Annotated in this window: 12 protein-coding genes; 6 read left to right on the top strand and 6 right to left on the bottom strand. The window is 34.3% G+C overall.

The window, feature by feature from the left end:
- The first annotated feature begins 425 nt into the window (after window positions 1–425).
- The 3 genes from cls (at window position 426) to ACUL40_RS18970 (ending at window position 5,407) form a co-directional block, all read left to right on the top strand.
- Complete coding sequence (gene cls / locus ACUL40_RS18960; protein WP_000966423.1) at window positions 426–1,619, top strand: cardiolipin synthase; 1,194 nt, start codon at window positions 426–428, stop codon at window positions 1,617–1,619.
- Between the two features lie 32 nt (window positions 1,620–1,651).
- Window positions 1,652–2,605 carry a UV DNA damage repair endonuclease UvsE gene (uvsE, locus tag ACUL40_RS18965; protein WP_002184090.1) on the top strand — a complete coding sequence of 318 codons (954 nt, stop codon included), beginning with the start codon at window positions 1,652–1,654 and terminating at the stop codon, window positions 2,603–2,605.
- Window positions 2,606–2,728: 123 nt separating this feature from the next.
- Window positions 2,729–5,407, top strand: coding sequence for a DUF4084 domain-containing protein (locus ACUL40_RS18970; protein ID WP_002184091.1), 2,679 nt, complete (start codon window positions 2,729–2,731; stop codon window positions 5,405–5,407).
- Between the two features lie 16 nt (window positions 5,408–5,423).
- Here the strand turns inward: ACUL40_RS18970 and ACUL40_RS18975 are convergent, their stop codons facing one another.
- Window positions 5,424–5,570 (bottom strand): quorum-sensing peptide PapR, encoded by a 147-nt coding sequence (locus ACUL40_RS18975; protein WP_000734730.1) that lies wholly within the window; start codon window positions 5,568–5,570, stop codon window positions 5,424–5,426.
- An 87-nt stretch (window positions 5,571–5,657) separates the two neighbouring features.
- On the bottom strand, window positions 5,658–6,515 hold the full coding sequence (gene plcR / locus ACUL40_RS18980) for a transcriptional regulator PlcR (RefSeq protein WP_000542912.1): 858 nt from the start codon (window positions 6,513–6,515) through the stop codon (window positions 5,658–5,660).
- Window positions 6,516–6,683: 168 nt separating this feature from the next.
- On the opposite strand from plcR, the gene ACUL40_RS18985 reads away from it, so the two are divergent.
- Window positions 6,684–8,435: a M4 family metallopeptidase gene (locus ACUL40_RS18985; protein WP_445422775.1), complete on the top strand. Its 1,752-nt coding sequence runs from the start codon at window positions 6,684–6,686 to the stop codon at window positions 8,433–8,435.
- A 39-nt stretch (window positions 8,436–8,474) separates the two neighbouring features.
- Here ACUL40_RS18985 and ACUL40_RS18990 read toward each other — a convergent pair whose 3' ends face one another.
- The 4 genes from ACUL40_RS18990 to ACUL40_RS19005 are packed head-to-tail and all read right to left on the bottom strand — an operon-like array spanning window position 8,475 to window position 11,838.
- Complete coding sequence (locus ACUL40_RS18990; RefSeq protein ID WP_000619237.1) at window positions 8,475–9,077, bottom strand: response regulator transcription factor; 603 nt, start codon at window positions 9,075–9,077, stop codon at window positions 8,475–8,477.
- Entirely contained in the window at window positions 9,074–10,204 is a 1,131-nt protein-coding gene (locus ACUL40_RS18995) for a sensor histidine kinase (protein WP_445422774.1), read from the bottom strand. The genes ACUL40_RS18990 and ACUL40_RS18995 overlap by 4 nt, the downstream gene beginning before the upstream one ends.
- A complete protein-coding gene (locus ACUL40_RS19000) occupies window positions 10,205–10,939 on the bottom strand; it encodes an ABC transporter permease (protein WP_001202431.1) in 735 nt (244 codons plus the stop codon). It lies immediately after the preceding gene.
- Window positions 10,936–11,838 (bottom strand): ABC transporter ATP-binding protein, encoded by a 903-nt coding sequence (locus ACUL40_RS19005; RefSeq protein ID WP_050229091.1) that lies wholly within the window; start codon window positions 11,836–11,838, stop codon window positions 10,936–10,938. The genes ACUL40_RS19000 and ACUL40_RS19005 overlap by 4 nt, the downstream gene beginning before the upstream one ends.
- Before the next feature lie 157 nt (window positions 11,839–11,995).
- Between ACUL40_RS19005 and map the strand changes: the two genes are divergently transcribed.
- Entirely contained in the window at window positions 11,996–12,790 is a 795-nt protein-coding gene (map, locus tag ACUL40_RS19010) for a type I methionyl aminopeptidase (protein WP_003313889.1), read from the top strand.
- Window positions 12,791–13,561: 771 nt separating this feature from the next.
- Window positions 13,562–22,963 carry a SpaA isopeptide-forming pilin-related protein gene (locus ACUL40_RS19015; RefSeq protein WP_445422773.1) on the top strand — a complete coding sequence of 3,134 codons (9,402 nt, stop codon included), beginning with the start codon at window positions 13,562–13,564 and terminating at the stop codon, window positions 22,961–22,963.
- Window positions 22,964–23,389 lie beyond the last annotated feature (426 nt).

The raw sequence follows: 23,389 nt of genomic DNA on the forward strand, positions 1-23,389 counted from the left end.
GTAAGCCCTCTTTCTTTTTTGAATCTTCAAAAATATATAATTTTCTGAATTATATCCCCTATCCCCATTATATAATGAGTGAGCATTCAGTCAACAGTTTTTTGTTATAGAACAACACATTTTTTCATAAAGCTGTTTATTTCGGTGAAACTATAAAGTGAAACTTTAATCAGCAGGGGTGGTTCATCCCCCGCTGATTATTAGTTGAACCAATCGGGCTTTTACGGGCAGTTGATTTCCAAACTAGCTTCTGCTTATTCATCAATTTTTGAAATAGGAAGCTTACTGCCCGTTAAAACGGGATAAAGTGAAACTTTAACCAGTACAAGATCTATCCTCTAAAGAAATTTATAATAACAGCCGTGCTACCCGTATCATTTGTAACACACTGAAGGTGAAAAGAATGCGAAGGAGGGAATTCACTAATGCTCTACTTATCTCTTTTGTTAATATCCGTTGCTCTTTGGATTACAATTGACCTTTCATACGGGAGACTTCTTCATTTAAAACGAGTAAGCTCTCGCACTTTCCCTTTACGTCAAAGTGATTTTCACCTTTATACATACGGGAAAGATTTGTATGACGCTTTATTTACTGATATAAAACAAGCACAGCATCACATTCATATTTTATTCTTCATTGTAAAAAACGATAAAATCAGTCGTGAATTTTTAAAATTGCTGATTGATAAGGCTCAGGAAGGAATTGAAGTACGACTTTTACTTGATCGATTTGGCAGCCATTCTTTATCAAACGAAGCTATTCGCTCCCTGCAAAAACATGGTGTATCTTTTTCATTTTGTCATAAGGTAAAATTTCCTCTGCCTTTCTTTTCTGCCAATCAACGAAATCATAGGAAAATTACAGTGATTGATGGGAAAACCGGCTATATCGGGGGATTTAATATCGGTGAAGAGTATCTAGGGCATAATGAATATTTAGGATTATGGCGAGACTACCATTTACGTCTTACAGGAGAAGGGGTTCAAGATTTACAAAAGCAATTTTTGCATGACTGGTTTGATGATACGAAACAAAATTTATTAGATGCTTCTCTTTATTTTCCAAAACAAAACCCAGGTACCATCCTGCATCAATTTATTCCGACTGATGGGGCTTATTTACAGCATACTTTTTTACATTTAATTAACGCGGCAAAAAAAGAAATCTGTATCGGTACACCATATTTCATTCCTGGAAAAAAAATTATGAATGCCTTATTAAAAGCAAGAGAAAGAGGGGTTCAAATCACAATTCTTGTTCCAGAAAAAGCTGATCACCCTCTTGTTCGAGAAGCCAAATTTCCGTACTGCCGAAAATTAATACAGGCTGGTTGCAATATTTATGCATTTCAACAAGGTTTTTTTCACGCCAAAATTATTATAGTAGACGATGATATTTGCGATATCGGAACAGCAAACTTTGATATGAGAAGTTTATATATTAACCATGAAATAAACTGCCTGTTATATAATAAACATTTCATTCAAACAGTAAAAAAGAAATTCCATGAAGATCTAGAGAATGCATCTGTACTTTCCTATAGCGATGTAAACCCGCCTTCTCTTATCGATAGAGGAAAGGAATGGATTGGAACAATGTTTGCTTTCTTTTTATAGGAAAGACAATGAATAAAAGAGGTGTATCTCATATGCTTATACGGTTTGGATATGTCTCACATGCAATGGCACTCTGGGACTGTTCTCCTGCCAAAACAATGACGTTTACAAGCTTTAAGAAACTCAGCAAGCAAGAGCGAGAAGACAAACTGTACCATGTTATAAGGCAAAATTTAGAGCACACAATACGTATCCTTCATTACAATATAGCGCATGAAATCCCACTATATCGCCTATCGTCTTCCATCGTCCCACTTGCAACACATCCCGAAGTCGAGTTTGACTATATTGGGGTATTCACACCACTTTGGCGTAAAATAGGGGCTTTAATTAAAGAACACAATTTACGAATAAGTTTTCATCCAAATCAATTTACGCTATTTACAAGCGACAAGCCACATATTACTACTAACGCTATTACGGATATGACTTATCATTATAAAATATTGGATGCTATAGGCATTGCAGATTCTTCTTACATTAATATTCATGTAGGTGGAGCCTATGGAAATAAAGAAAAGGCAATTGAGCGCTTCCATGAAAACATAAAAAAACTTCCTACACATATAAAAAAACAAATGACTCTTGAAAATGATGATAAAACCTATACAACCGCTGAAACTTTATCAATTTGCCAAAAAGAAAATATTCCATTTGTATTTGATTATCATCATCATATGGCCAATCTTTGCGAGGAACCACTAGAAGAGTTGCTTCCTGCAATTTTTGAAACTTGGTCACATACAAATATCTCTCCTAAAGTTCACATTTCCTCCCCGAGATCGGAAAAAGAATTTAGGGCTCATGCTGAATATATCGATTTAGAGTTTATTAAGCCTTTCTTACACATTGCAAAAAAACACAATCATAATTTCGATATTATGATTGAAAGTAAACAAAAAGACTTAGCACTATTCCAATTAATAGATGAACTTTCTGCTATAAGAGGAATTAAAAGAATAGGTGGTGCAATGTTACAGTGGTAAATTGTAACTTTGCACCATTTTTTCAAAAAAGTAATTTTTATAGTAAAAAACATCCTATTTTATATGCTATTATTTAAATTAGCATTCCCTCGAGATTCAACTTTATTGAAACGGAGTCATAATATGATTAATCAAAAAAAATATGTACAATTTGTCATAATATACATATCTATATTTGCTCTTTGGATACTCTTTATTCCAAATGAATCGCATATAAAGGAGATTGGAATTCTTTTCTTATTCTGTTTCGCTGCACTTTTTTCTTGTCACTGTTTATATAAAGCTATTAAGAGAATGAAACGCAGCGATAAACTATTTTGGATTTTATTACTATGTACTTGCCTATGTGGGTTAGTTATGGAGATAACCCTATTTCTTAGTTCACTTTCTATACATGATCAATCTATATTTTCATATAAAGCATTACCTTTTTTTATCATACAATATATTTTGCTCTTTGTTGGATTTGCTATAAAGTTTATAAAAAATTATTCTATTAAGGGGCTTTCTCAATTTTCATTCGATAGCATCTTTATTATTATTATGAACATTTATTTCACCTTAACTTTTATCTTAGACCTTTCAAGCTTCCGCATGTTAACAAAGGATACTTGGATTTTAATTGGGTATTTCATTGCACAATCATTAGTAATTTACGCCGTTATTAGCCTATATAGAAGAGAACAATATTCTTCTAGTAGAATTGCATTAATTATCGGTTTCACTATTATACTCGTATACGGTTATATTCATCTGTTTCAATTGAATTTTGGGATGAAAACTTCTGCTGAAATTAATTATTTAATACACACTGCTTCTATTTTATTAATTGGACTTTCTTCCATACTATATATTTTAGATAAACCAATGCAGCATGAAACGAAAACAAAATATTATCGATTCGATTATGTACGTTTTATACTACCTTATTTTAGTATAATTATTACTTTTTCTTTTATTATCATTCAACCTTGGGATGATAAATTCATGTTAATCGGTCTCGTATTATCACTTATTTTGTTATTCTTGCGGCAACTTTACATGTGGAAAGATAATCAAGCACTAATTCATACATATGAACAGTTGACTACACAACTAGAGGACGAAGTTGAAGAAGGTGCATTTGCATTATCAAAAAGTGAACAACGTTATAAATCTTTATTCGAGGACCATCCCGATGCCGTTTTCTCTTTAAATATGAATGGCATTTTTCAACAATCTAATAAGGCGTGCGAAAGCTTATTTACTGCCTATTATTGCGAAGTGGCAAGCTATTCTCTGGTACACTTCATTGATTCAAAAGACCACGAACTACTAAAGAAGGCTTTACAAATTACAAAGGAAGGTAGGCCACAAACGTTAGAAGTTCGTACAAAAGAACAAGAAGGCTATTATTATTATCTCCATATTACACTTATCCCTACTTTTATAAACAAAGAAGTGGTCGGAATGTTTGGGATAGCACGTGATATTACCACCTTATATGAAAAACAAAAACAAGTAGAACATTTAGCCTTTCACGATGCACTTACTGGATTACCAAATCGTCGAAAGTTCGAAAAAGATTTAAAAGCCATTTTAAATACAGCCCAAACTAACGCAAATGATGTCGCCGTCATATTCCTTGATTTAGATCGATTTAAAAAAATTAACGATAGACTTGGCCATGACGTTGGAGATTTATTATTAATTGAAGTAGCAAAAAGATTACGCGGTTGCTTGCGTTCAAAAGATATCGTCGCTCGCCAAGGTGGAGATGAGTTTACAATTCTATTACCAGAAATGTACTCAGAAAAAAGTGCAATTTTTATAGCTGAACAGATTTTAACTATTTTAAACAAACCATTCTTCATTCAAGGCGAAGAACTCTCTATTACACCAAGTATCGGAATTGCGATGTACCCTGATTATGGAACTGATGTAAATGAGTTAATGAAAAATGCTGATATGGCTATGTATCGTGCGAAAGCAAATGGAAAAAACAGATTTGTTTTCTTCTCAAAAGAAATGAGTATCGCTCAAAATGAAATTCAATTCTTAGAAGGTGAGCTTTCAAAAGCATTACAACAAAATGAATTTTTCCTTGAATACCAGCCACAAGTAAGCACAAAAACAAAACAAATTATCGGTTTTGAAGCATTAATACGTTGGAAGCATCCAAAACTCGGTATCGTATCTCCTGCCCAATTTATCCCTCTAGCAGAGGAAACTGGTTTTATTATTGAACTTGGCAATTGGATTTTACGTACTGCTTGTTTAGAGGCAAAAAGATGGCATAATCAAGGTTTCTCTCACTTAAAAGTTGGTGTAAATTTATCTGTTGTTCAATTTAACCATGCAGATTTAATCCCAACTATTTCAAAGGTATTGGAAGAAACAGAACTGAAACCAGAAGCACTAGATATTGAAATTACGGAAAGCATCGCAATTAATCAAAATCAATCTGTAGTTGCAAAACTAGAACAACTTCAAAATCTCGGTATTCAAATTTCAATCGACGACTTTGGAACTGGTTATAGTTCTTTAGCTTATTTAACAAAATATCCAATCAACACATTAAAAATCGCTCGAGAGTTTATTTGTGGAATTACAACTAGCCCTTTAGAAGAAGCAATTGTCTCTTCCATTATTACACTATCAAAACAACTAAATTTAGAAGTGATTGCAGAAGGTGTAGAAACGGAAGAAGAATGGGAATTTTTACATAAACAAAATTGTGATCACATTCAAGGATTCTTTATTAGCAAACCTGTTTCTAGTAAAGACGTTTGGATGTTACTCCATAAAAAAACAACCGCCTAAGTAAGACGGTTGTTTTTTAATATTCAAAAGGTAAATCTTTAGCTAATTGTACCTCTTGATCGTTATGAGAAATTATATGGCTTTTCTCTAATGCCGTATCGCCTAATGAAATACCCCATGCCATCGCTAACGTTAATAAACTACCAATAAGTAATTTCTTCATATTCCATCACCCACATTTTTTATTTTAATATATCATGAAAATTTATCTCTATTATATGCAATTATGCATACCCATTTTTTAGGATATTTATCTACTGATTTTATTTACGAGAGCTTCTTTATATGTATGCATTTCTAATATATCAAAAAAGAAGCTTGCCTTTTTATATGCATCTTCAACCTCTGCCCCATCGTACTCCAACTTCCCTAGGCATTCACCTCTTTGATAATATAGCTGTCCAATTAATGCCATACTATTAATTCGGCATGATATTTCAATCGCTTTATTTACTTGATAAAGTGACTCTTCATATTGATTATCTAAATATAATGCTTTCGCATGATTATATCTTACCTTCACTTCAAATTCTTCATTATCATGCAATACCTCTAATTGTTTTAATATATCTTCAAATAACTCAATACTCTTCTTAAAATAGCTATTTTCAGCATAAATATTTGCAATCGCATTTTCTATATAAAGATTTTGGTATACGTCTATTCCAGCTAACTGTTGATTTAACAATTTTTTTAATTCTAAAATACAATATTCGTAATCGATTTTCTTTAATATGTAAGCTGCTACATGATATTGCCATTGAAGAAATTGCTGGAATTCAGGATGATATTCTTCCTTTTTCAGCTCATTCCATACTTTATTATAAATTTCTTTATATCTTTTTTGCTTACAAAGCATAATGATTTGATCTTTAAACTGTTTTTTTCTTTCAATATCGGAATAAATGAGTACCTCATAAAAATGAATAATAGGAACTTGTAATTTTGCTGCGATACCTTGCAATATATCCATACTTGGGTATACCGCACCCGATTCAATTCTACTCACTTCCGATTGATGACATATATTATCGGATAACTGTTTCTGTGTTAATCCTCTCATCACCCTAATTTTCTTAATTTCACTTCCTAATTTTTCTGCGTGCATACTTACTCACCATCCCATTAGAACAATCTAATTTTTTGAGTTGTCATACCACTACAATAATGTGAATTCGACAATTTTTGATATGAAATAATGCATAATATATATAAAATTCGGCAAATTTTTCATACAATTCATCTCACATACAATAATAGATTAGGAGTGTTATAGATGAATTATAGAAAACTTGCTAGTGCTTTCGTTACATTCGGTCTTCTTTGCCCTTTATCAACAGAAGCTATTCATGCTCAAGAATTAGACAAAAGTGCAGTCAAGGTTGAAATTGCTCAGCCTGGTTTAACAATCGGGAAATTAACACAACCTCAAAATGATACGAAAGAAAATATTGCTAAAAAGTATTTAAAAGGTGAGGTAAATGGGGCGAAAGCTCAACAAGAACAAGTCACTACTGAAAAAAATGTAGATTTCCAACCTACAAATAAAGAAACCAAAGAAAATCAAACCGAAGTTCGCCTTGCACAAACATATAAAAACTATAAAGTATATGGCCAAGATCTCATTGTAAAAGTAGATAAAAATGGAGTAATCACAACTGTTAGTGGTAAAGTTGTTCAAAATTTAAATCAACAACCTAATCTTACTATAACAAATTTTTTGTCGAAAAATGAAGTAAAATCTAAATTACGCGATATAGTTCAAATTCCAAGCGATGCAGTTGAGACAGAATTCTCTAGCGAAACCGTTGTTTATAAGAAAAAAGATGGCTATTATACATTCGCAACTGTTATTACATTTACTTATGAAAACAATGAACAAATTATAAACGGCAATGCTATCGTTGATTTAAAAACTGGAGAAGTACTTTTCCAAGAAAAGTTCATTAAAAACAAAGAGAATAAGACTATAAATCAAGTAACATCACCTAGATTATCCCCTGCAAGTGAGCAAGGAACTGGGAAAAATGCACTTCAAGAAAACATCTCTTTCAATATTGCCAAAGGAACTGATGGAAAATTTTATTTAGCGGATTTATCACGCGGAAATGGTATTTATATTTATAATGCAAACTACGCCGATTCCCTTGGAGGATATAGTCAAGCTGGTTATCCAGGGACACTAATTTCAAGTAGTACTCCTAATTTTGCAGATAAAGAAGCCGCGGGCGCTATGAAGAACATGAGTGATATTTACGATTACTTTAAGAAAGAACATAATCTAAAAAGTTACGACAATAAAGATTCAAAAGTTGTTGCTAGTGTACACGGTTTTGATTCTACTGAAGTTAGTGATGGTGTAAAAGAAGACTATGTAAATGCATTTTGGCATCCCGCTTGGAACCAAATGGTATTTGGTGATGGTTTAGACGGAAAACTAACATCCGCTCTTGATGTAACAGCTCATGAATTTGGACATGCTGTATTCAGTGGCACGACGAAAAATAAAGTCGTGAGATATCCAAGCGCTGAAACATCTGCACTAAACGAGGGATTAGCGGATTTCTGGGGTACACAAATCGAATATTACGTAAAGAAAGATAAAGGAAACTGGATTATGGGCGATACATTAGGTGGCCTAACAATTCGTGATATCCCAAGGAAAATTGGTGACGGCGGTCATAAACTATATACAAATTTACAAGATTTCTATAACGATGGTAATAATCAAGAATCACACGTGAATTCTGGTATTATCAGTCACGTATTATATCAATTAGCTGAAGGTAAAACATATAACGGTGTTGCTGTTCAAAAACAAGGAAATGAAAAAGTAAGTAAAGTTGTTATGCGTGCATTGCAAAATTATGCAACTTCCGCTGAAGACTTTGAATCACTTCAATCTCATATCGTACAAGCTGCCAAAGATTTATATGGCACTGCCGTATCAAATGAATTTGCAAAGGCATTTGAAGCACACGGTTACAAACCGTTACAAAAAGTAAATCAAGTAATAGAAGTACAATAATTATAAAAAGAAGGTTACCTCTCATAGGTAACCTTCTTTTTATATCCAACCCTTTTCTTCCGCAATTGTAATTGCCTCAATTCTATTTTTCGCATCAAGCTTCGCTAATACTTCAGAAATATAATTACGTACTGTACCCGGCGAAAGATAAAGTGCCTTCGCAATTTCGTTTGCCGTCTTTCCTTCTTTCGCAAGCAACAGTACTTCCTTTTCGCGATCTGACAACGGATTTTGCTCCTGCCATAAGCCAAACATTAAATCTTGGGAAACCTCTCGTTTCCCCTTCATTACATTACGAATTGCTGCCGCTAAATCTTCACTTGGGCTATCCTTTAATAAATAGCCGTGCACACCAGCTTTCATTGCTCTTTCAAAATATCCCGGCCGTGCAAATGTTGTTAAAATCATTACTTTGCATGATGATTTTTCTTTCTTTAAAGTCTCAGCGACATCCAATCCACTTTGAATCGGCATTTCAATATCCATAATACTTACATCTGGCTTTAACGATTCAATTAATTCTAACGCCTCTTCCCCGTTCGCAGCTTGCCCAATTACTTCGATATCATCTTCTAGATCAAGCAGGGCCCCTAATGCACCACGAAGCATCCGCTGGTCTTCTGCAATAATAATTCGAATCATGCCCTCACCTCATCTTTTCCTGTTCTAATAACAACTGGAACTTTTACCGTTAATAACGTCCCTGGATTGATTGTACCTAGTTCAACAAATCCATCAATAAGAGCAATTCGTTCTTTCATGCCGCGAATACCATTTCCATCATGATTTTGATCTGTTAAACCGATTCCGTTATCTTCTACTTTCAAAATCAGTTCACCTTGTGATTCTAATACAGAAACTGCGCACCGCGTTGCCTTACTATGTTTTACAACATTTGTAACGGCCTCACGTAAACACATCCCGACAATATTTTGTTCAATTGGTGATAACGAGCTCGATCTTGCTTCTTGCCTCACTTCTAATTCAATATTAGCTGCTTGTAAGATCGCTTTTATTTGCTCTAGCTCTTCTTCTACCGTAATCATACGCATATCAGAAATTAATTCTCTCAGCTGTTTTAAGGCTGTACGAGACGTTTGTGTAATTTCCTTCGCTTCCGCACTTGCACGCTCTGGATTTTTCACAATTAACTTCTCTACAAGCTGGCTTTTCAAAGTAATAAGAGATAACGTATGCCCTAATGTGTCATGAAGATCTCTTGCAATCCGCTGCCGTTCTTCACGTTTTACTAATTCTTTAATTTGCTCGTTCGCCTGATCCAATTGATTTCTTAACATCTTTTTCTGATTAAAATTGCGCATACCAAATGGCGTAAGAAGCATTAAAATAAACATTGGAACGATATTTACTAAACTTGTAGTTGTTAGTTGATTCATATTTACAAATAAAAATGCTCCAAGCATGATAACTAACGAACATAACAGCACTCGAAATACTTTCTTATTTGGCGCAAATCCCATCGCACTTGCTGTGAAAAAGCCAAAAAATATCATAAAAGGATTATAAAATAAAGCAAATAAAAAGATGAGTACCATTTGAATACACGCCCAAAAAACAAACGTCCTCTGAACAAAATAAAGCTGACGGTATGTGACGATAAAAATTATCAACATACCGCTTCCTATTACAAGCTTCCATCCTGATGCCTGCGCTAAGTGATAAATTGGAAATAATAGATAAACAAACCACATATACGGGAAGAATCCCATATGTTTCGGAAAAATCTCAATCCTCTTCTTCTCTATCATTTATACCGCTTCCTGTCTTTTTCTTATATATATTGATACTACAACAAATATAAGGAAATAACCTCCTAATACCGCGATATTTTCCCATCCAATTGATTTTCCAGCTACAATATCCCACGCACCACTTCCGAAATGGTATGTCGGTGTCCATTCACCAATCGTTCTTAATATTTTGGGGAATACTTCAATCGGCATCCATAACCCGCCAACTATAGCTAAACTCATATTTAAAATATTTGCTAAGCCAGCAGCTGCGTCCGCCTTCTTAATGGAACCTATTACTGTTCCTAACGCTAAAAATGGTGTTACCCCTAACAATAACCATAATCCCGCACCAATCCATTGCCCTACCGTTAACTCAACATGATTAATTAGTATCCCTGCAATAAAGATAACTAATATTGAAAAAGCATTTACTACTGTTTGAGCGATAATTTTTGCTGTTAAATATGCTCCCTCTGGAAGCGGTGTAATTTTTAGAAGATGTGTCCATCCTTGCCCTCTTTCCTGAGAAAGTCTCACACCGAAACTAAAGAGTGCAGTCCCTACAATACTGAAAGTTGCCATCGAAATTAAATAATGTGCTTTCCACGCATCTCCGTTTTGTGGTACTTGAACAACATTTGTGAAAATGTAGTAAAACATAACAGGCATTAATAATGAGAAAAAGATAAATAATTTATTGCGGAATGTACGTAAAATTTCTATTTTGCATTGCATCCATAATGCTCTCATGCGATTTCCTCCTTCTGATTTGCGACAAACTGTTCGAATGCTTCATCAAGACTTCCACGTTCAACTGAAACATCTGTTACAGGTAAACTCTTTTGATAAATGGCTTTTAAAGTTGCATCCGTATCCTCCGTTGTTAAAATGAAGCGTCCTTCGCTTGACTTTACTTCTGTTACATTTGGTAATTCCTTTAGTAATTTTGTAGGAATGCTTTCCTTCGAGTAAAATGTGATTGTTTTTCGCGAAATCGTCGCTTTCATTTCGTCTGGTGTACCATCTGCGATAATCTTTCCGTTCGCAAATAATAAGATACGATTTGCTAAAGCATCTGCTTCTTCTAAATAATGCGTCGTTAAAATAATTGTTTTCCCTTCACTTGCTAACTTTCGAATCGTTTCCCAAAACATTCTTCGAGACGTAATATCCATTCCGACTGTCGGCTCATCTAAAAATAACAAATCTGGATTTCCCGCAAGTGCAAGCGCAAAATTCAACCTTCTTTTTTGCCCACCTGATAACTTCTCACATCTTTGCTTTCGCTCTGGTTCTAAATTTGATAACTGCAGTAACGTTTCTTTCGCTATAGGATTCGTATAATAACTACGGAATAACTCGATTGCCTCTTCCACCGTAATACTATCAATGACACTTACTTCTTGCAGCATCGCACCGAGGCTATTACGAACATCTCTATGCTTTGGACTCTTTCCAAATATAAAGACCTTACCTTCTGTCGGGTCCTTTAATCCAAGCATCATCGACATCGTCGTTGTTTTCCCCGCACCATTCGGACCAAGTAACGCTACTATTTCCCCTTTATTTACATGAAATGAAACATTATTTACTGCGTTTTTATGTTTAAATGTTTTAGAAACACCATTTACTTCAATAATCTTTTCCATCTCTCCACCCCCGCTGTTTCTTATATTTACATTGTATTACTTGGAAAACTTAGGAAACAGTATGATGCGTCATGACATCGATATGACAATTGTCATGTATTCTTTATGAGAGGAATCAACCCGCATACCGCAAGCGAGTAGCAGGACGAAAATAAACATGATACAATCGGATAAGATATATATTCGAGGAAGGACAGTGGTTTTCATGATTATTCGTAATGAACAAGATTTAGAAGGCTTACGAAAAATCGGCCGCATCGTTGCGCTTGCACGTGAAGAAATGAAAAAACAAGCGAAGCCAGGTATGACAACGAAAGAGCTTGATTTGATCGGTAAAAAAGTATTAGATGAGCATGGTGCTATTTCTGCACCTGAAAAAGAATATGATTTCCCAGGTGTAACTTGCATTAGTGTAAATGAGGAAGTTGCTCATGGTATTCCAGGAGATCGCGTATTAAAAGAAGGCGACTTAGTAAACGTCGATGTATCTGCTGCACTTGATGGCTATTATGCAGATACAGGTATCTCATTTGTTCTTGGAGAAGACGAAGCAAAAGAAAAGCTTTGCCAAGCAGCGGTTGATGCATTTTGGGCAGCAATGAAAAAGGTTAGAGCTGGCTCAAAACAAAATCAAATTGGTCGTGCTGTTTCAAACTTCGCACATAAAAGTGGATACAATGTTATTCAAAACTTAACTGGTCACGGCATTGGTCTTAGCTTACATGAAGCACCAAATCACATTTTAAGTTACTATGATCCAATGGATAATGCGCTTCTAAAAGACGGTCTTGTTATCGCTGTAGAACCGTTCATCTCTATGAAAGCTGATCATATTATTGAACGTGGTGACGACGGCTGGACATTCGTTACACCCGATAAAAGTCTTGTTGCACAATGTGAACATACGGTTGTCGTAACGCGCGGCGAACCAATAATTTTAACAGAAATCTAATACCAAAAACGGCTGTTTTGTAGATTTATTCCACATAAAACAGCCGTTTTTATTTTTGGGAAAATATGTGAACTACTGTTGAACTCTTTATCATTTAAGTATATAATCTTTAGCGGAGGTTACTTAAGCTTATCTTTACTAAAAAGATATTGTAACTAAAAACACCTTCTTTCTTATTGTTTAAACAGTCTCAAAAATGACCGTAGTAACGTGTTAGTCGAATATTCTGTAATCCTTATATTCCTCTAACAATGTAAGAAACTATCATCTTTCAACTTCGGTCCACTAATCGCACAACTCTCTTTAGACAAAATAAATGACTATTTTCAAAGTACGTATTGTCTTCATTCTGACCAAAACCAACCCTATCTAGCTTTTTATCTCCACATAACTTTAAGGCAAAAATAAGCCTTCACAAAGGGATACACTACATTGGTTAGTATGTATCGTAAAACTTACCTTTATAACCATTCTTTTTTACTAGATATACATGAAAACTATCTCACATATAAAGGTCTGATATCATTCTTTATATCAGTATTTTTTTCGACATTTTTTGTCGAATTGTGTATATTTCCATAGAACTGTGTAAATATACATTTTGTTTTACGTTAAACAATTTTACTTTGAACATAATCCTGTTTGTCTGAGAACGCGTATAGAAACGGAGGGATAGCAAAAATAAATAGCTTATAACAAATACTTTTAATATTCCATTTGTTCATGTGGAATAAGTCCCCAATGGACAAATGAATGTTCAGAGGAGGAAAAATGAAAAAACTTTTCAATGTATGTTTAATTGTATTCGTACTATTTTCGCAACTTGCTAGTTTTCCATACAATCAAGTAAAAGCGGAAACCTTAACAGGAGATTCCTTATTTGACACTGTTGAAATGAAAGATGCAACGAATCATATTATTGACGAAGCATTAAATCCTAAAAACTTAATAAATGCAGGATCAATCATTCACCTAGAATATGCTTGGTCAATAAAAGATCATCAAATTGCACAAGAAAAAGATGCAACAGTTCTTCAAATACCTAACGCATTAAAAGTAAAAAATGACCAACAAGGAAACTTGATGGCAGATCAACAAATTATTGGTCAATATTTTGTTACGGCAAACGATAACAAAATGAAAATAGTCTTTAACAATTCAGTAAAAGATTCAAAAGGTGTTAAGGGAAAAATTAAATTTGACACTGTATTCAATCCAGATTTAAAACCTGGCATAAAAGCCGTCCCACTCACTTTCCCTCTAGGTACAGTAGCTAAGACTATCTCAGTTCCTGTTCAAGTAGATAACCCTACTTCACCTACTATTAATAGTGATGATGCTAAGCAGACTACCGAAGAGCAAATGAACGGTGACGCACAGCAACCTACTGAACAGCCAAAAGATGGTGAAACACAGCAGAAACCTGCGGAACAACCAAAAGATGGGAATCCTCAGCAGCCTGCGAAACAGTCAAAAGATGGTGAGACACAGCAGAAACCTGCGGAACAACCAAAAGACGGGAACACTCAGCAACCTGCGGAACAGCCGAAAGACGGGAATCCTCAGCAGCCTACTGAACAGCCAAAAGATGGCGGGACACAGCAACCTACTGAGAACCCTGGTGATAACACAACAGGGCAACCTGTTGAAAATCCAGACCCATCACCTAAGCAAATTAAAGAAAATATTTTAACAAGCGTAAAATTAACAGATAAAGACGGAAAACCATTTAATGATACAGATAATCGTCCAAATCCTGATTCTGCTGCCAATATCGATTTTACATGGGAAGTTTTAGAATCATTAAAAGTAAAAAAGGGAGATTACTATATTTTCCAACTTCCGGAATATTTTATCGTCCACAACACCATTACACAGCCTTTAGTTGATGGAACAGGACATGAAATTGGGACGTTCGTTGTTGACTTAAACGGAAAAGTAACTATGACTTTTAACGAGTACGTTGAAGACAATCCTAATATAGATGGTCATTTAAAAGTTGGTACGGAATTCAATAAAACAAAAATTAAAGGGACTACGGAACAAAAAATTCCTTTCCCAATTAAAGAACAAGACGTTATTATCGAGCTTGATTTCAAACCTAATGTAAAGAAATCTATGAATAAAAAAGGTATACCTGATAGACCGATTAATACGAATCAAATCAATTGGACAGTCGAAATGAACAAAACAAAAGACATTCTTACAAACGCTGTCTTCCAAGACAATATTCCAAATGGAGCCAGTCTCAATGAAGATTCTATTAAGGTTTATGAGTTAGAAGTAGATATTAACGGGAAAACGACTCGTGGAGCCGAAGTTAGTAAAGAAGAATATACACTCACTTCATCCTCCGATAAATTAAATATCGCTTTTAAAAATGAAACGAAAAAAGCATATCAAATTGAATATGCGACAAAAATTACTGACGAAAGTGTTACTAGTTTCAAAAATGAAGCAAAAGTATCCAGCAAGAATCAAGGAGATGTATCCGCAAATGCAACTGTAACTGTTTCACGCGGTACACATCTAGAGAAAACTAGTAAATATAATCCAAAAACACAAACAATTGAATGGACAATTACTTTCAACGGTGACCAAAGAGATATTAAACAATCTGATGCGCTTTTAAAAGACATCTTGGACAAATCTCATAAAGTTGATGCAAGTTCTATCGTGGTTAAAAATGCTTCTTATGATAATAACGGAAAACTTGTTACAGGTGACAACGCCACAAACTTTACTGTAAAAGAAACCGATGAGGGATTTGATTTACAATTTAATGAAGATATTAATAGTGCCTATGTGATTACTTATACATCGAAAGCCAAGAATGATGTTATACAAGATGGCGAAATCGAAAATACAATTATTGCAGATGGAAAATGGAGTAAAACAAACAAAGTTACATTACAACAACAAAACATCATAAAGAAACATAATAAAAATGCAAACGATACAGATTACAATAAGAAAACAACGAAATGGACAATTATTGTAAATGATAACAATTACGTGTTAAATGATGCTGTTATCACTGATACGTTTGACTATAGTGGACTTACATTACAAAAAGATAGTTTCAAAATTACTGATGGATCAACTGAACTGAAATTAGACTCTGATTACACACTTGATGTAACAGCTGACGGATTCAAAGTAACACTAGCTGGTAGTTATAAGTCTAATATGGATAAAACTTTAACCATCACGTACACAACAGACTTTAATTACGAGACTCTATCTAAAAAGGATGATAATAAATCATTCAAAAATACAGCTGAGTTATCATGGAAAGATATAAATGGGAACGATAAAAATAGTAAATCTCATGATAGATTCAATCCTGACGGCTATACAAAAGGAAACGGATTTAAATACGGTTCTTACAATGCCCAAACGAAAGAAATCAAATGGGACATAGGGTTTAACTATAATAACAGGACTATTAAAGACCCTTCTATCGTTGACGTACTAGAAAACAATCAAAAACTTATACCAGACTCCATTGAGATTCATCATATGGAATTAACTGGTGGTGCAGACGGTTATAAATTAGGGGCACTTGTTTCCCCTGACGAATATACGGTAGAAAATGCAACGAAAGATAATAAAAATACATTAACGATTCATTTTAAAAATGAAATTAAAACAGCGTACCATATCAGCTTTAAAACTTCACTTGCAGGTGAAGAAATTAATAAGCGCTATGATAATTACGCCAAATTAAAAGATGGATCGGAAACTATCGCCAATATTCATGGTGCATTCGAGATCAAAAATGGTGGTAGCGGCGTTACGAAAAAAGCAAAACAAAATGACAAGTACATTGATTGGAGCGTTTCTATTAATGCAAGTCAATCAACGATTGAAAATGCTGTCGTAACAGACGATCCGACAGACAATCAAATTCTCGATGAAAAGTCATTCCACCTATATGGGACAACAGTAGCCGTGGATGGCACTTTAACGAAAGATACAACAAACGAATTAAAAGAAGGAAAAGACTATAAACTCAAAATAACAACAGACAACAATACGGGGAAACAACAATTTACAATTGAATTTCTTCATACTATTGATCGAGCTTATATTTTAGAATACCGTTCACTCATTAATGCAGATAATAATGAAAAGGTAAGCAATAAAGCGAAGATTACTGGTAATAGTTTGAAATTAACAGAAACTGAAAAAATTGAAGAAATAGTAGTTAAAGTATCTTCTGGATCTGGAGGCGGTTCTGCTACTAAGGGACGCGGAAACCTTCAAATTAAAAAAGTAGATAATGCAGATCCAAATAAAATTTTATCTGGCGTAGTATTTACTTTATTCGATCGCACAGGTACAACTGCTATTCGAACAATTACAACAGACAAAAATGGTATCGCTCAGTTTAACAACTTAAAACGCGATGAATATCTGCTCAGAGAAATGAAAACTCTTGATGGCTATGTCATTAGTAAAGAATTAAAAGCAGGTAAACTTGTTAAGCTTGGTGCAGAAGAAACTACAACATATACTCTTAAAAACGAGAAATTTGTTGGAAAAGTAGTACTTACAAAGACTGATGCTCATAACAAAGAAAAGCTTAAAAATGCAGTTTTCTCTCTGCTTGATCAAAACCATAATGTCATTCCTGAACATAAAGAATTAATAACAAATGATAAAGGACAAATTACTGTAGATAATTTAAAACCAGGAACTTACTACTTAAAAGAAATAAAGGCTCCTGAACATTATCAATTAGATGATCGACTTATTGAATTTACAATCGAGGAAGATCAAACAACAGTAATTAATAAAGAGGCCCAAAACAACTTGATTAGAGGCTCAGTTATCCTAACAAAAGTTGATAAAGAGGGTAATACTTTAGAAGGTGCAGTATTTAGTGTACGGGACCGAAATAACAAAAGAATTCCTGGTTATACCAAATTAACGACAAATGGTAACGGACAAATCGAAGCGAAAAATTTACTTCCTGGAGAGTACCAATTTGTTGAAGAAAAAGCACCTGAACATTATGAAATAGATAAAAAACCGCTTAAATTTACAGTTGAAAAGAGCCAACAGAAAGCACTTACTGTTACAGCGACAAATCACCTCATTAAAGGTGGTGTCACTTTAACGAAAGTCGATGATGTCGATGGTACTGCCCTTGAAGGTGCTGTATTTAAAATTGTCGATGCGAATGACGAGAAACAAGTAATTCGTGAAAATATAAAAACAGGTTCAGATGGAAAAGTTACCGTTAAAGATTTAGAGCCTGGTGCTTATAAATTTATCGAAACAGAAGCTCCTAAGGATTATACGTTAAGTACAAACCCTATCGAGTTTACAATTGATAAAAGCCAACAAGCTCTTGCTACTGTTACGGCAAATAACAGCTTAAAAACGGGCGAGGTTGAATTATTAAAAGTTGATGAGTTTGGTGAGAAAAAACCACTAGAAGGTGCGGTATTCAAACTTGTCGATACAAATAATAATGACGTTTCCCCTCACACTAACTTAACTACTGATAAACACGGTAAAGTTAAAGTTAGTAACCTACGTCCTGGTACGTATAAATTTATTGAAATAGCTGCTCCTGAACATTACGTTTTACGAGCAGAACCTATTGAATTTACAATCGATAGAAGTCAGAAAGAAACTCTACTTGTGAAAGCTGAAAATGCTTTAAAACCAGGAGATGTTGAATTAACAAAAGTTGATGATATCGATGGTACAGCTCTTGAAGGTGCTGTATTTAAAATTGTTGATGCAAATGATGAAAAGAAAGTTATTCGCGAAAATGTAAAAACTGGTGCGGATGGTAAAGCTATCGCTACTGGCTTACGCCCTGGCGATTATAAATTTATCGAAGTAACAGCACCGAAGTATTACGACAAAAATACAAAACCAATTAAATTTACGATTACAGAAAGTCAAACAACTCAGGCTACTGTTACCGCTAAAAACAGCTTAACAAAAGGCGGTATTGAGTTAACAAAAGTGAATGCTGCAGATGAAAAGGAAACACTTGAAGGTGCAGTATTTAAAATCGTTAATAGAGATACTAATGAAGATGTTCGTACGGACCTTGTTACGAATAGTAAAGGAATGCTAGTTGTAGATGACTTACGTCCTGGTAACTATAAGCTTATCGAAACAAAGGCTCCAACTTATTACGATGTAAATGTAGAACCAATTGAATTTACAATCGAAAAAGGACAACAAAAACTCCTTCCACTTACATTTAAAAATAGTTTAACGAAAGGAAAAGTTAAACTTATTAAAGAAGATGATGTGGAAAGTAGTAAAGCTCTTGCCGGCGCTGTATTCACATTGCAAGATGCAACTGGCAAAGAAATTATGAAAGATTTAACAACAGATGATTACGGAGTATTAGTTATTCCTGATTTAGCACCAGGGGATTATCAATTTATCGAAACAAAAGCCCCTGAACATTATAAATTAGACAAAACACCTATTAAGTTCACAATTAAAAAAGGTAGTAAGGAAGATCTTCCTATCCCTGTTACTGTAAAAAACAGTTTACTTACAGGTGGCGTCACTTTAACAAAAGTTGATGATGTTGATGGCACTATTCTTGAAGGTGCAGAATTTATAATCGTTGACGCTCATGATACTAAAAAGGTAATTCGCAAAGGTTTAACGACTGATAAAAACGGTAAAATTTCTGCTTCTGATTTACGTCCTGGAGACTATCAATTTATTGAAGTAAAAGCTCCAAAAGACTATACCTTAAGCAAAGACCCTATTCCATTCACTATCGAAAAAAGTCAAAAAGAGAATATTACTGTTACTGCTACTAACAGTTTAAAGAAAGGTGCAGTAACATTAACAAAAATTGACGACATCGATCGTACGATGCTCGAAGGTGCAATCTTTAAGATTGTTGATATGAATGGTAAGGAAGTTCATACGAATCTTGTTACAGATAAAAACGGTAAAATTTCTGTTTCTGATTTACGCCCTGGAGACTATCAGTTCATTGAAACAAAAGCTCCTGAGCACTATGTATTAGATGAAACAACGATTCCATTTACAATTGAAAGAAGTCAAACGAAAGAGATCAATGTTACAGGCAAAAATGCTTTGAAAAACGGTAGCGTTGAACTAACAAAGATTGACGATATTGATATAAATACAAAACTTGCTAACGCCGTATTTAATTTATTAGATGCAGACGGAGAGCTAGTTAAAGAAGGCTTAAAAACAAATGATGAAGGTAAAATTGTTGTTGAAAACCTACGTCCTGGTACGTATCAATTCGTTGAAACAATTGCTCCTGAACATTACGATTTAGATAAAAGACCTATCGTATTTACAATTAAAAAGAGCCAAACTGAAACTCTTCATGTCACTGCTACAAATACTTTAACAAAGGGTGCAGTTAAACTTTCTAAAGTTGATGATGTTGATGGCACTGTTCTTAAAGATGCAGTATTTAAAATTGTTAATATGAATGGTGATGTAGTTCATAAAGACCTTGTTACAAATGAACAAGGAATAATCGAAATTAACGACCTACGTCCTGGTGATTACCAATTTATCGAAACGAAAGCTCCGAAGCATTACGTTTTAGATGAAACACCAATCAAATTCACTATTGAAAAAGGACAGAAGAAAGCTATTTCTTTAACTGCTACAAATAGCTTAAAACAAGGTATTATCGAATTACTTAAAGTTGATGATTTAAACACTCAAACAAAACTTGCTGATGCGGTATTTAATTTACTGGATCAAGATGGCAAAGTACTTAAAACAGATTTAAAAACAAACAGCGAAGGTAAAATCGTTATCGAAAACTTACGTCCTGGTACGTATCAATTCGTTGAAATAACGGCTCCTGAACACTATGATTTAGACAAAAAACCAATTATATTTACAATTGAAAAAAGCCAAAAAGATATTGCTACCGTTACTATGAAAAATAGTTTAACAAAAGGCGGCGTGGAACTTTCTAAAGTGGATGACGTCGATGGCACTACTCTTGAAGGCGCAGTATTTAAAATTGTGGATATGAATGGTACTGTAATTCGCAAAAATCTTGTTACGAATCAACAAGGTAAAATTAGCGTTTCTGACCTACGTCCTGGTGATTATCAATTCATCGAGACAACGGCTCCGAAACACTACGATTTAAACAAAGAGCCGATTCCATTCACAATTACAAAGAGCCAAGCTGATCCTATCTCCGTTACAGCTACAAATAGCTTAACGAAAGGCGCTGTGGAACTTTCTAAAGTGGATGATGTAGATGGTACTGCTCTTAAAGATGCGGTATTTAAAATTACTGATCTGAATGGTAACGACATTCGTACTGAGCTTACAACAGATGTACACGGAAAAATTTCTGTTTCTGATTTACGTCCTGGGGACTATCAGTTTGTTGAAACGAAAGCTCCTGAACACTATAAATTAGATAGTACACCTATTAAGTTTACAATTAAGAAAAGCCAAAAAGAAAAGCTCCAAGTTACTGCTACAAATAGCTTAACTGAGGGTGCTGTAGAATTAGTAAAAGTGGATGATATAAATCCAGATACAAAACTTTCTGATGCAGTGTTTAACATCATCGATGCGAAAGGTAAAATTGTTCGCACTGATTTAACTACTGATAAAGATGGGAAGATTACTGCTACGAACTTACGCCCAGGAGACTATCAATTCATTGAAACGAAAGCTCCGAAAGATTACGATTTAAATAAAACACCTATTAGCTTCACTATCGAAAGAAGTCAACTAACTCACGCTTCTGTTACTGCTAAGAATGGCCTAACAAAAGGTGGCGTGGAATTAACGAAAGTTGACTCTATAGATAAGAAAGAAATGCTAGAAGGTGCGATATTTAAAATTACTGATCTGAACGGTAACGACATTCGTACGAATTTAGTTACCAATAAAGACGGAAAAATCATCGCTAAAGACTTACAACCAGGAGACTATCAATTTATTGAAACAAAAGCTCCTAAACATTACGACTTAAATGAAGAACCAATTAAGTTCACAATCGAAAGAAGTCAAACAAAGCATGTCTTCGTTACAGCTATTAATAGCTTAACGGAAGGTAGTGTTGAGTTAATTAAAGTTGATGATGCCAAGCAAAACACAACACTTGAAGGTGCAGTATTTAAAATTGTTAATAAGGATGGACACGATGTTCGTACCGATTTAACTACTGATAAAAACGGCCGTTTAGTTGTGGGTGAATTACCGCCAGGAGACTATGAGTTTATCGAAACGAAAGCTCCTGAACACTATGACTTAAACAAAACACCTATTAAGTTCACAGTTAAAAAAGGCCAAGAAAAAATCGCCTCTGTTACTGCTACGAATAGCTTAACTAAAGGCGCAGTTGAATTAACTAAAGTTGATGACATCGATGGTACTACTCTTGAAGGAGCAATCTTTAAAATTGTAGATATGGACGGCAAGGATGTTCGTTCTGATTTAACTACTGATAAAGATGGGAAGATTTCTGTTTCTGATTTACGTCCGGGAGATTATCAGTTCATTGAAACGAAAGCTCCAACTGGCTATGATTTAAACATTAAACCAATTCCTTTCACAATTACGAAAGGACAATCTCAGATTACCTCTGTTACAGCTTTAAATAGTTTAACAACAGGTTCAATTGAGTTAACTAAAGTTGATATTGATCACCATGGAACACTTGAAGGTGCCATTTTCAATATTTTAGACCAAGATGGAAAAATCATCCGAGAAGGTTTAAAAACAGACCAACACGGAAAAGTAATCGTAAATGATTTGAAACCTGGTAATTATCAATTAGTAGAAACACAGGCTCCTAAAGGCTATCAATTAGATGCATCACCAATAAACTTTACAATTGATAAAGCCCAAGCTACACCACTACAAATTACAGTTTCAAATAAAAAGATTGAATCTTCGTCAGGTGGAGATGACAAGCCAGTTACTCCTCCAAATAAAGAAGAGAACAAAGGCAATGAAACATCTGAGAAACACGAAAACGGAACTTCCGAAGAAACATCGAATAAAACAGATAACAAACAGCAAGATGATCGAAATACGGATAAACACCTTCCAAATACAGGTCATAAAGAAGACCCTACACAAACAGTAGGTATCCTTCTTCTACTAGCTGGATTATTAAGTATTTTGGCTACAAAACGCAAAAAAAATTATTAATAATTTTTTCACATCCAATCAATCTCTCAATTGATTGGATGTTTTTTTATACAAAAAGGACGATACATAAAGTATCGTCCTTTTAACGGGGTGAGGCTGCCCAAAAGTACGGAAAACCTTTGAACAGCCTCTTATTTTCATATGGATGCCTTACATATATCACTGATAATAATTATGAAATGCGGAAACATAATTACCATCAACTGATTCAAACATGAGAAATGAAACCCTACAGTGGTTCCATTTCTCTACATAATCTAAAGTTTGGGTACACTAGATTCATGCAATGTAGGAGCTTTCAGAGTAGAAAGCGAACCTTCGTTTAAAATGATAGCATACATATCTTCCTCAAAAATATGCAAATATGCATATATTGTTTTTATTTCTCAATGTCAGAATATTGAAAAACAAAAGACTCGAAGGTAA

The organism is Bacillus sp. KNSH39 (assembly GCF_052656585.1).

Bases quoted from the DNA above. Each gene is read 5' to 3' on its own strand.
- cls (WP_000966423.1), top strand. From the start codon at position 426: ATGCTCTACTTATCTCTTTTGTTAATATCCGTTGCTCTTTGGATTACA.
- uvsE (WP_002184090.1), top strand. From the start codon at position 1,652: ATGCTTATACGGTTTGGATATGTCTCACATGCAATGGCACTCTGGGAC.
- ACUL40_RS18970 (WP_002184091.1), top strand. From the start codon at position 2,729: ATGATTAATCAAAAAAAATATGTACAATTTGTCATAATATACATATCT.
- ACUL40_RS18975 (WP_000734730.1), bottom strand. From the start codon at position 5,570: ATGAAGAAATTACTTATTGGTAGTTTATTAACGTTAGCGATGGCATGG.
- plcR (WP_000542912.1), bottom strand. From the start codon at position 6,515: ATGCACGCAGAAAAATTAGGAAGTGAAATTAAGAAAATTAGGGTGATG.
- ACUL40_RS18985 (WP_445422775.1), top strand. From the start codon at position 6,684: ATGAATTATAGAAAACTTGCTAGTGCTTTCGTTACATTCGGTCTTCTT.
- ACUL40_RS18990 (WP_000619237.1), bottom strand. From the start codon at position 9,077: ATGATTCGAATTATTATTGCAGAAGACCAGCGGATGCTTCGTGGTGCA.
- ACUL40_RS18995 (WP_445422774.1), bottom strand. From the start codon at position 10,204: ATGATAGAGAAGAAGAGGATTGAGATTTTTCCGAAACATATGGGATTC.
- ACUL40_RS19000 (WP_001202431.1), bottom strand. From the start codon at position 10,939: ATGAGAGCATTATGGATGCAATGCAAAATAGAAATTTTACGTACATTC.
- ACUL40_RS19005 (WP_050229091.1), bottom strand. From the start codon at position 11,838: ATGGAAAAGATTATTGAAGTAAATGGTGTTTCTAAAACATTTAAACAT.
- map (WP_003313889.1), top strand. From the start codon at position 11,996: ATGATACAATCGGATAAGATATATATTCGAGGAAGGACAGTGGTTTTC.
- ACUL40_RS19015 (WP_445422773.1), top strand. From the start codon at position 13,562: ATGAAAAAACTTTTCAATGTATGTTTAATTGTATTCGTACTATTTTCG.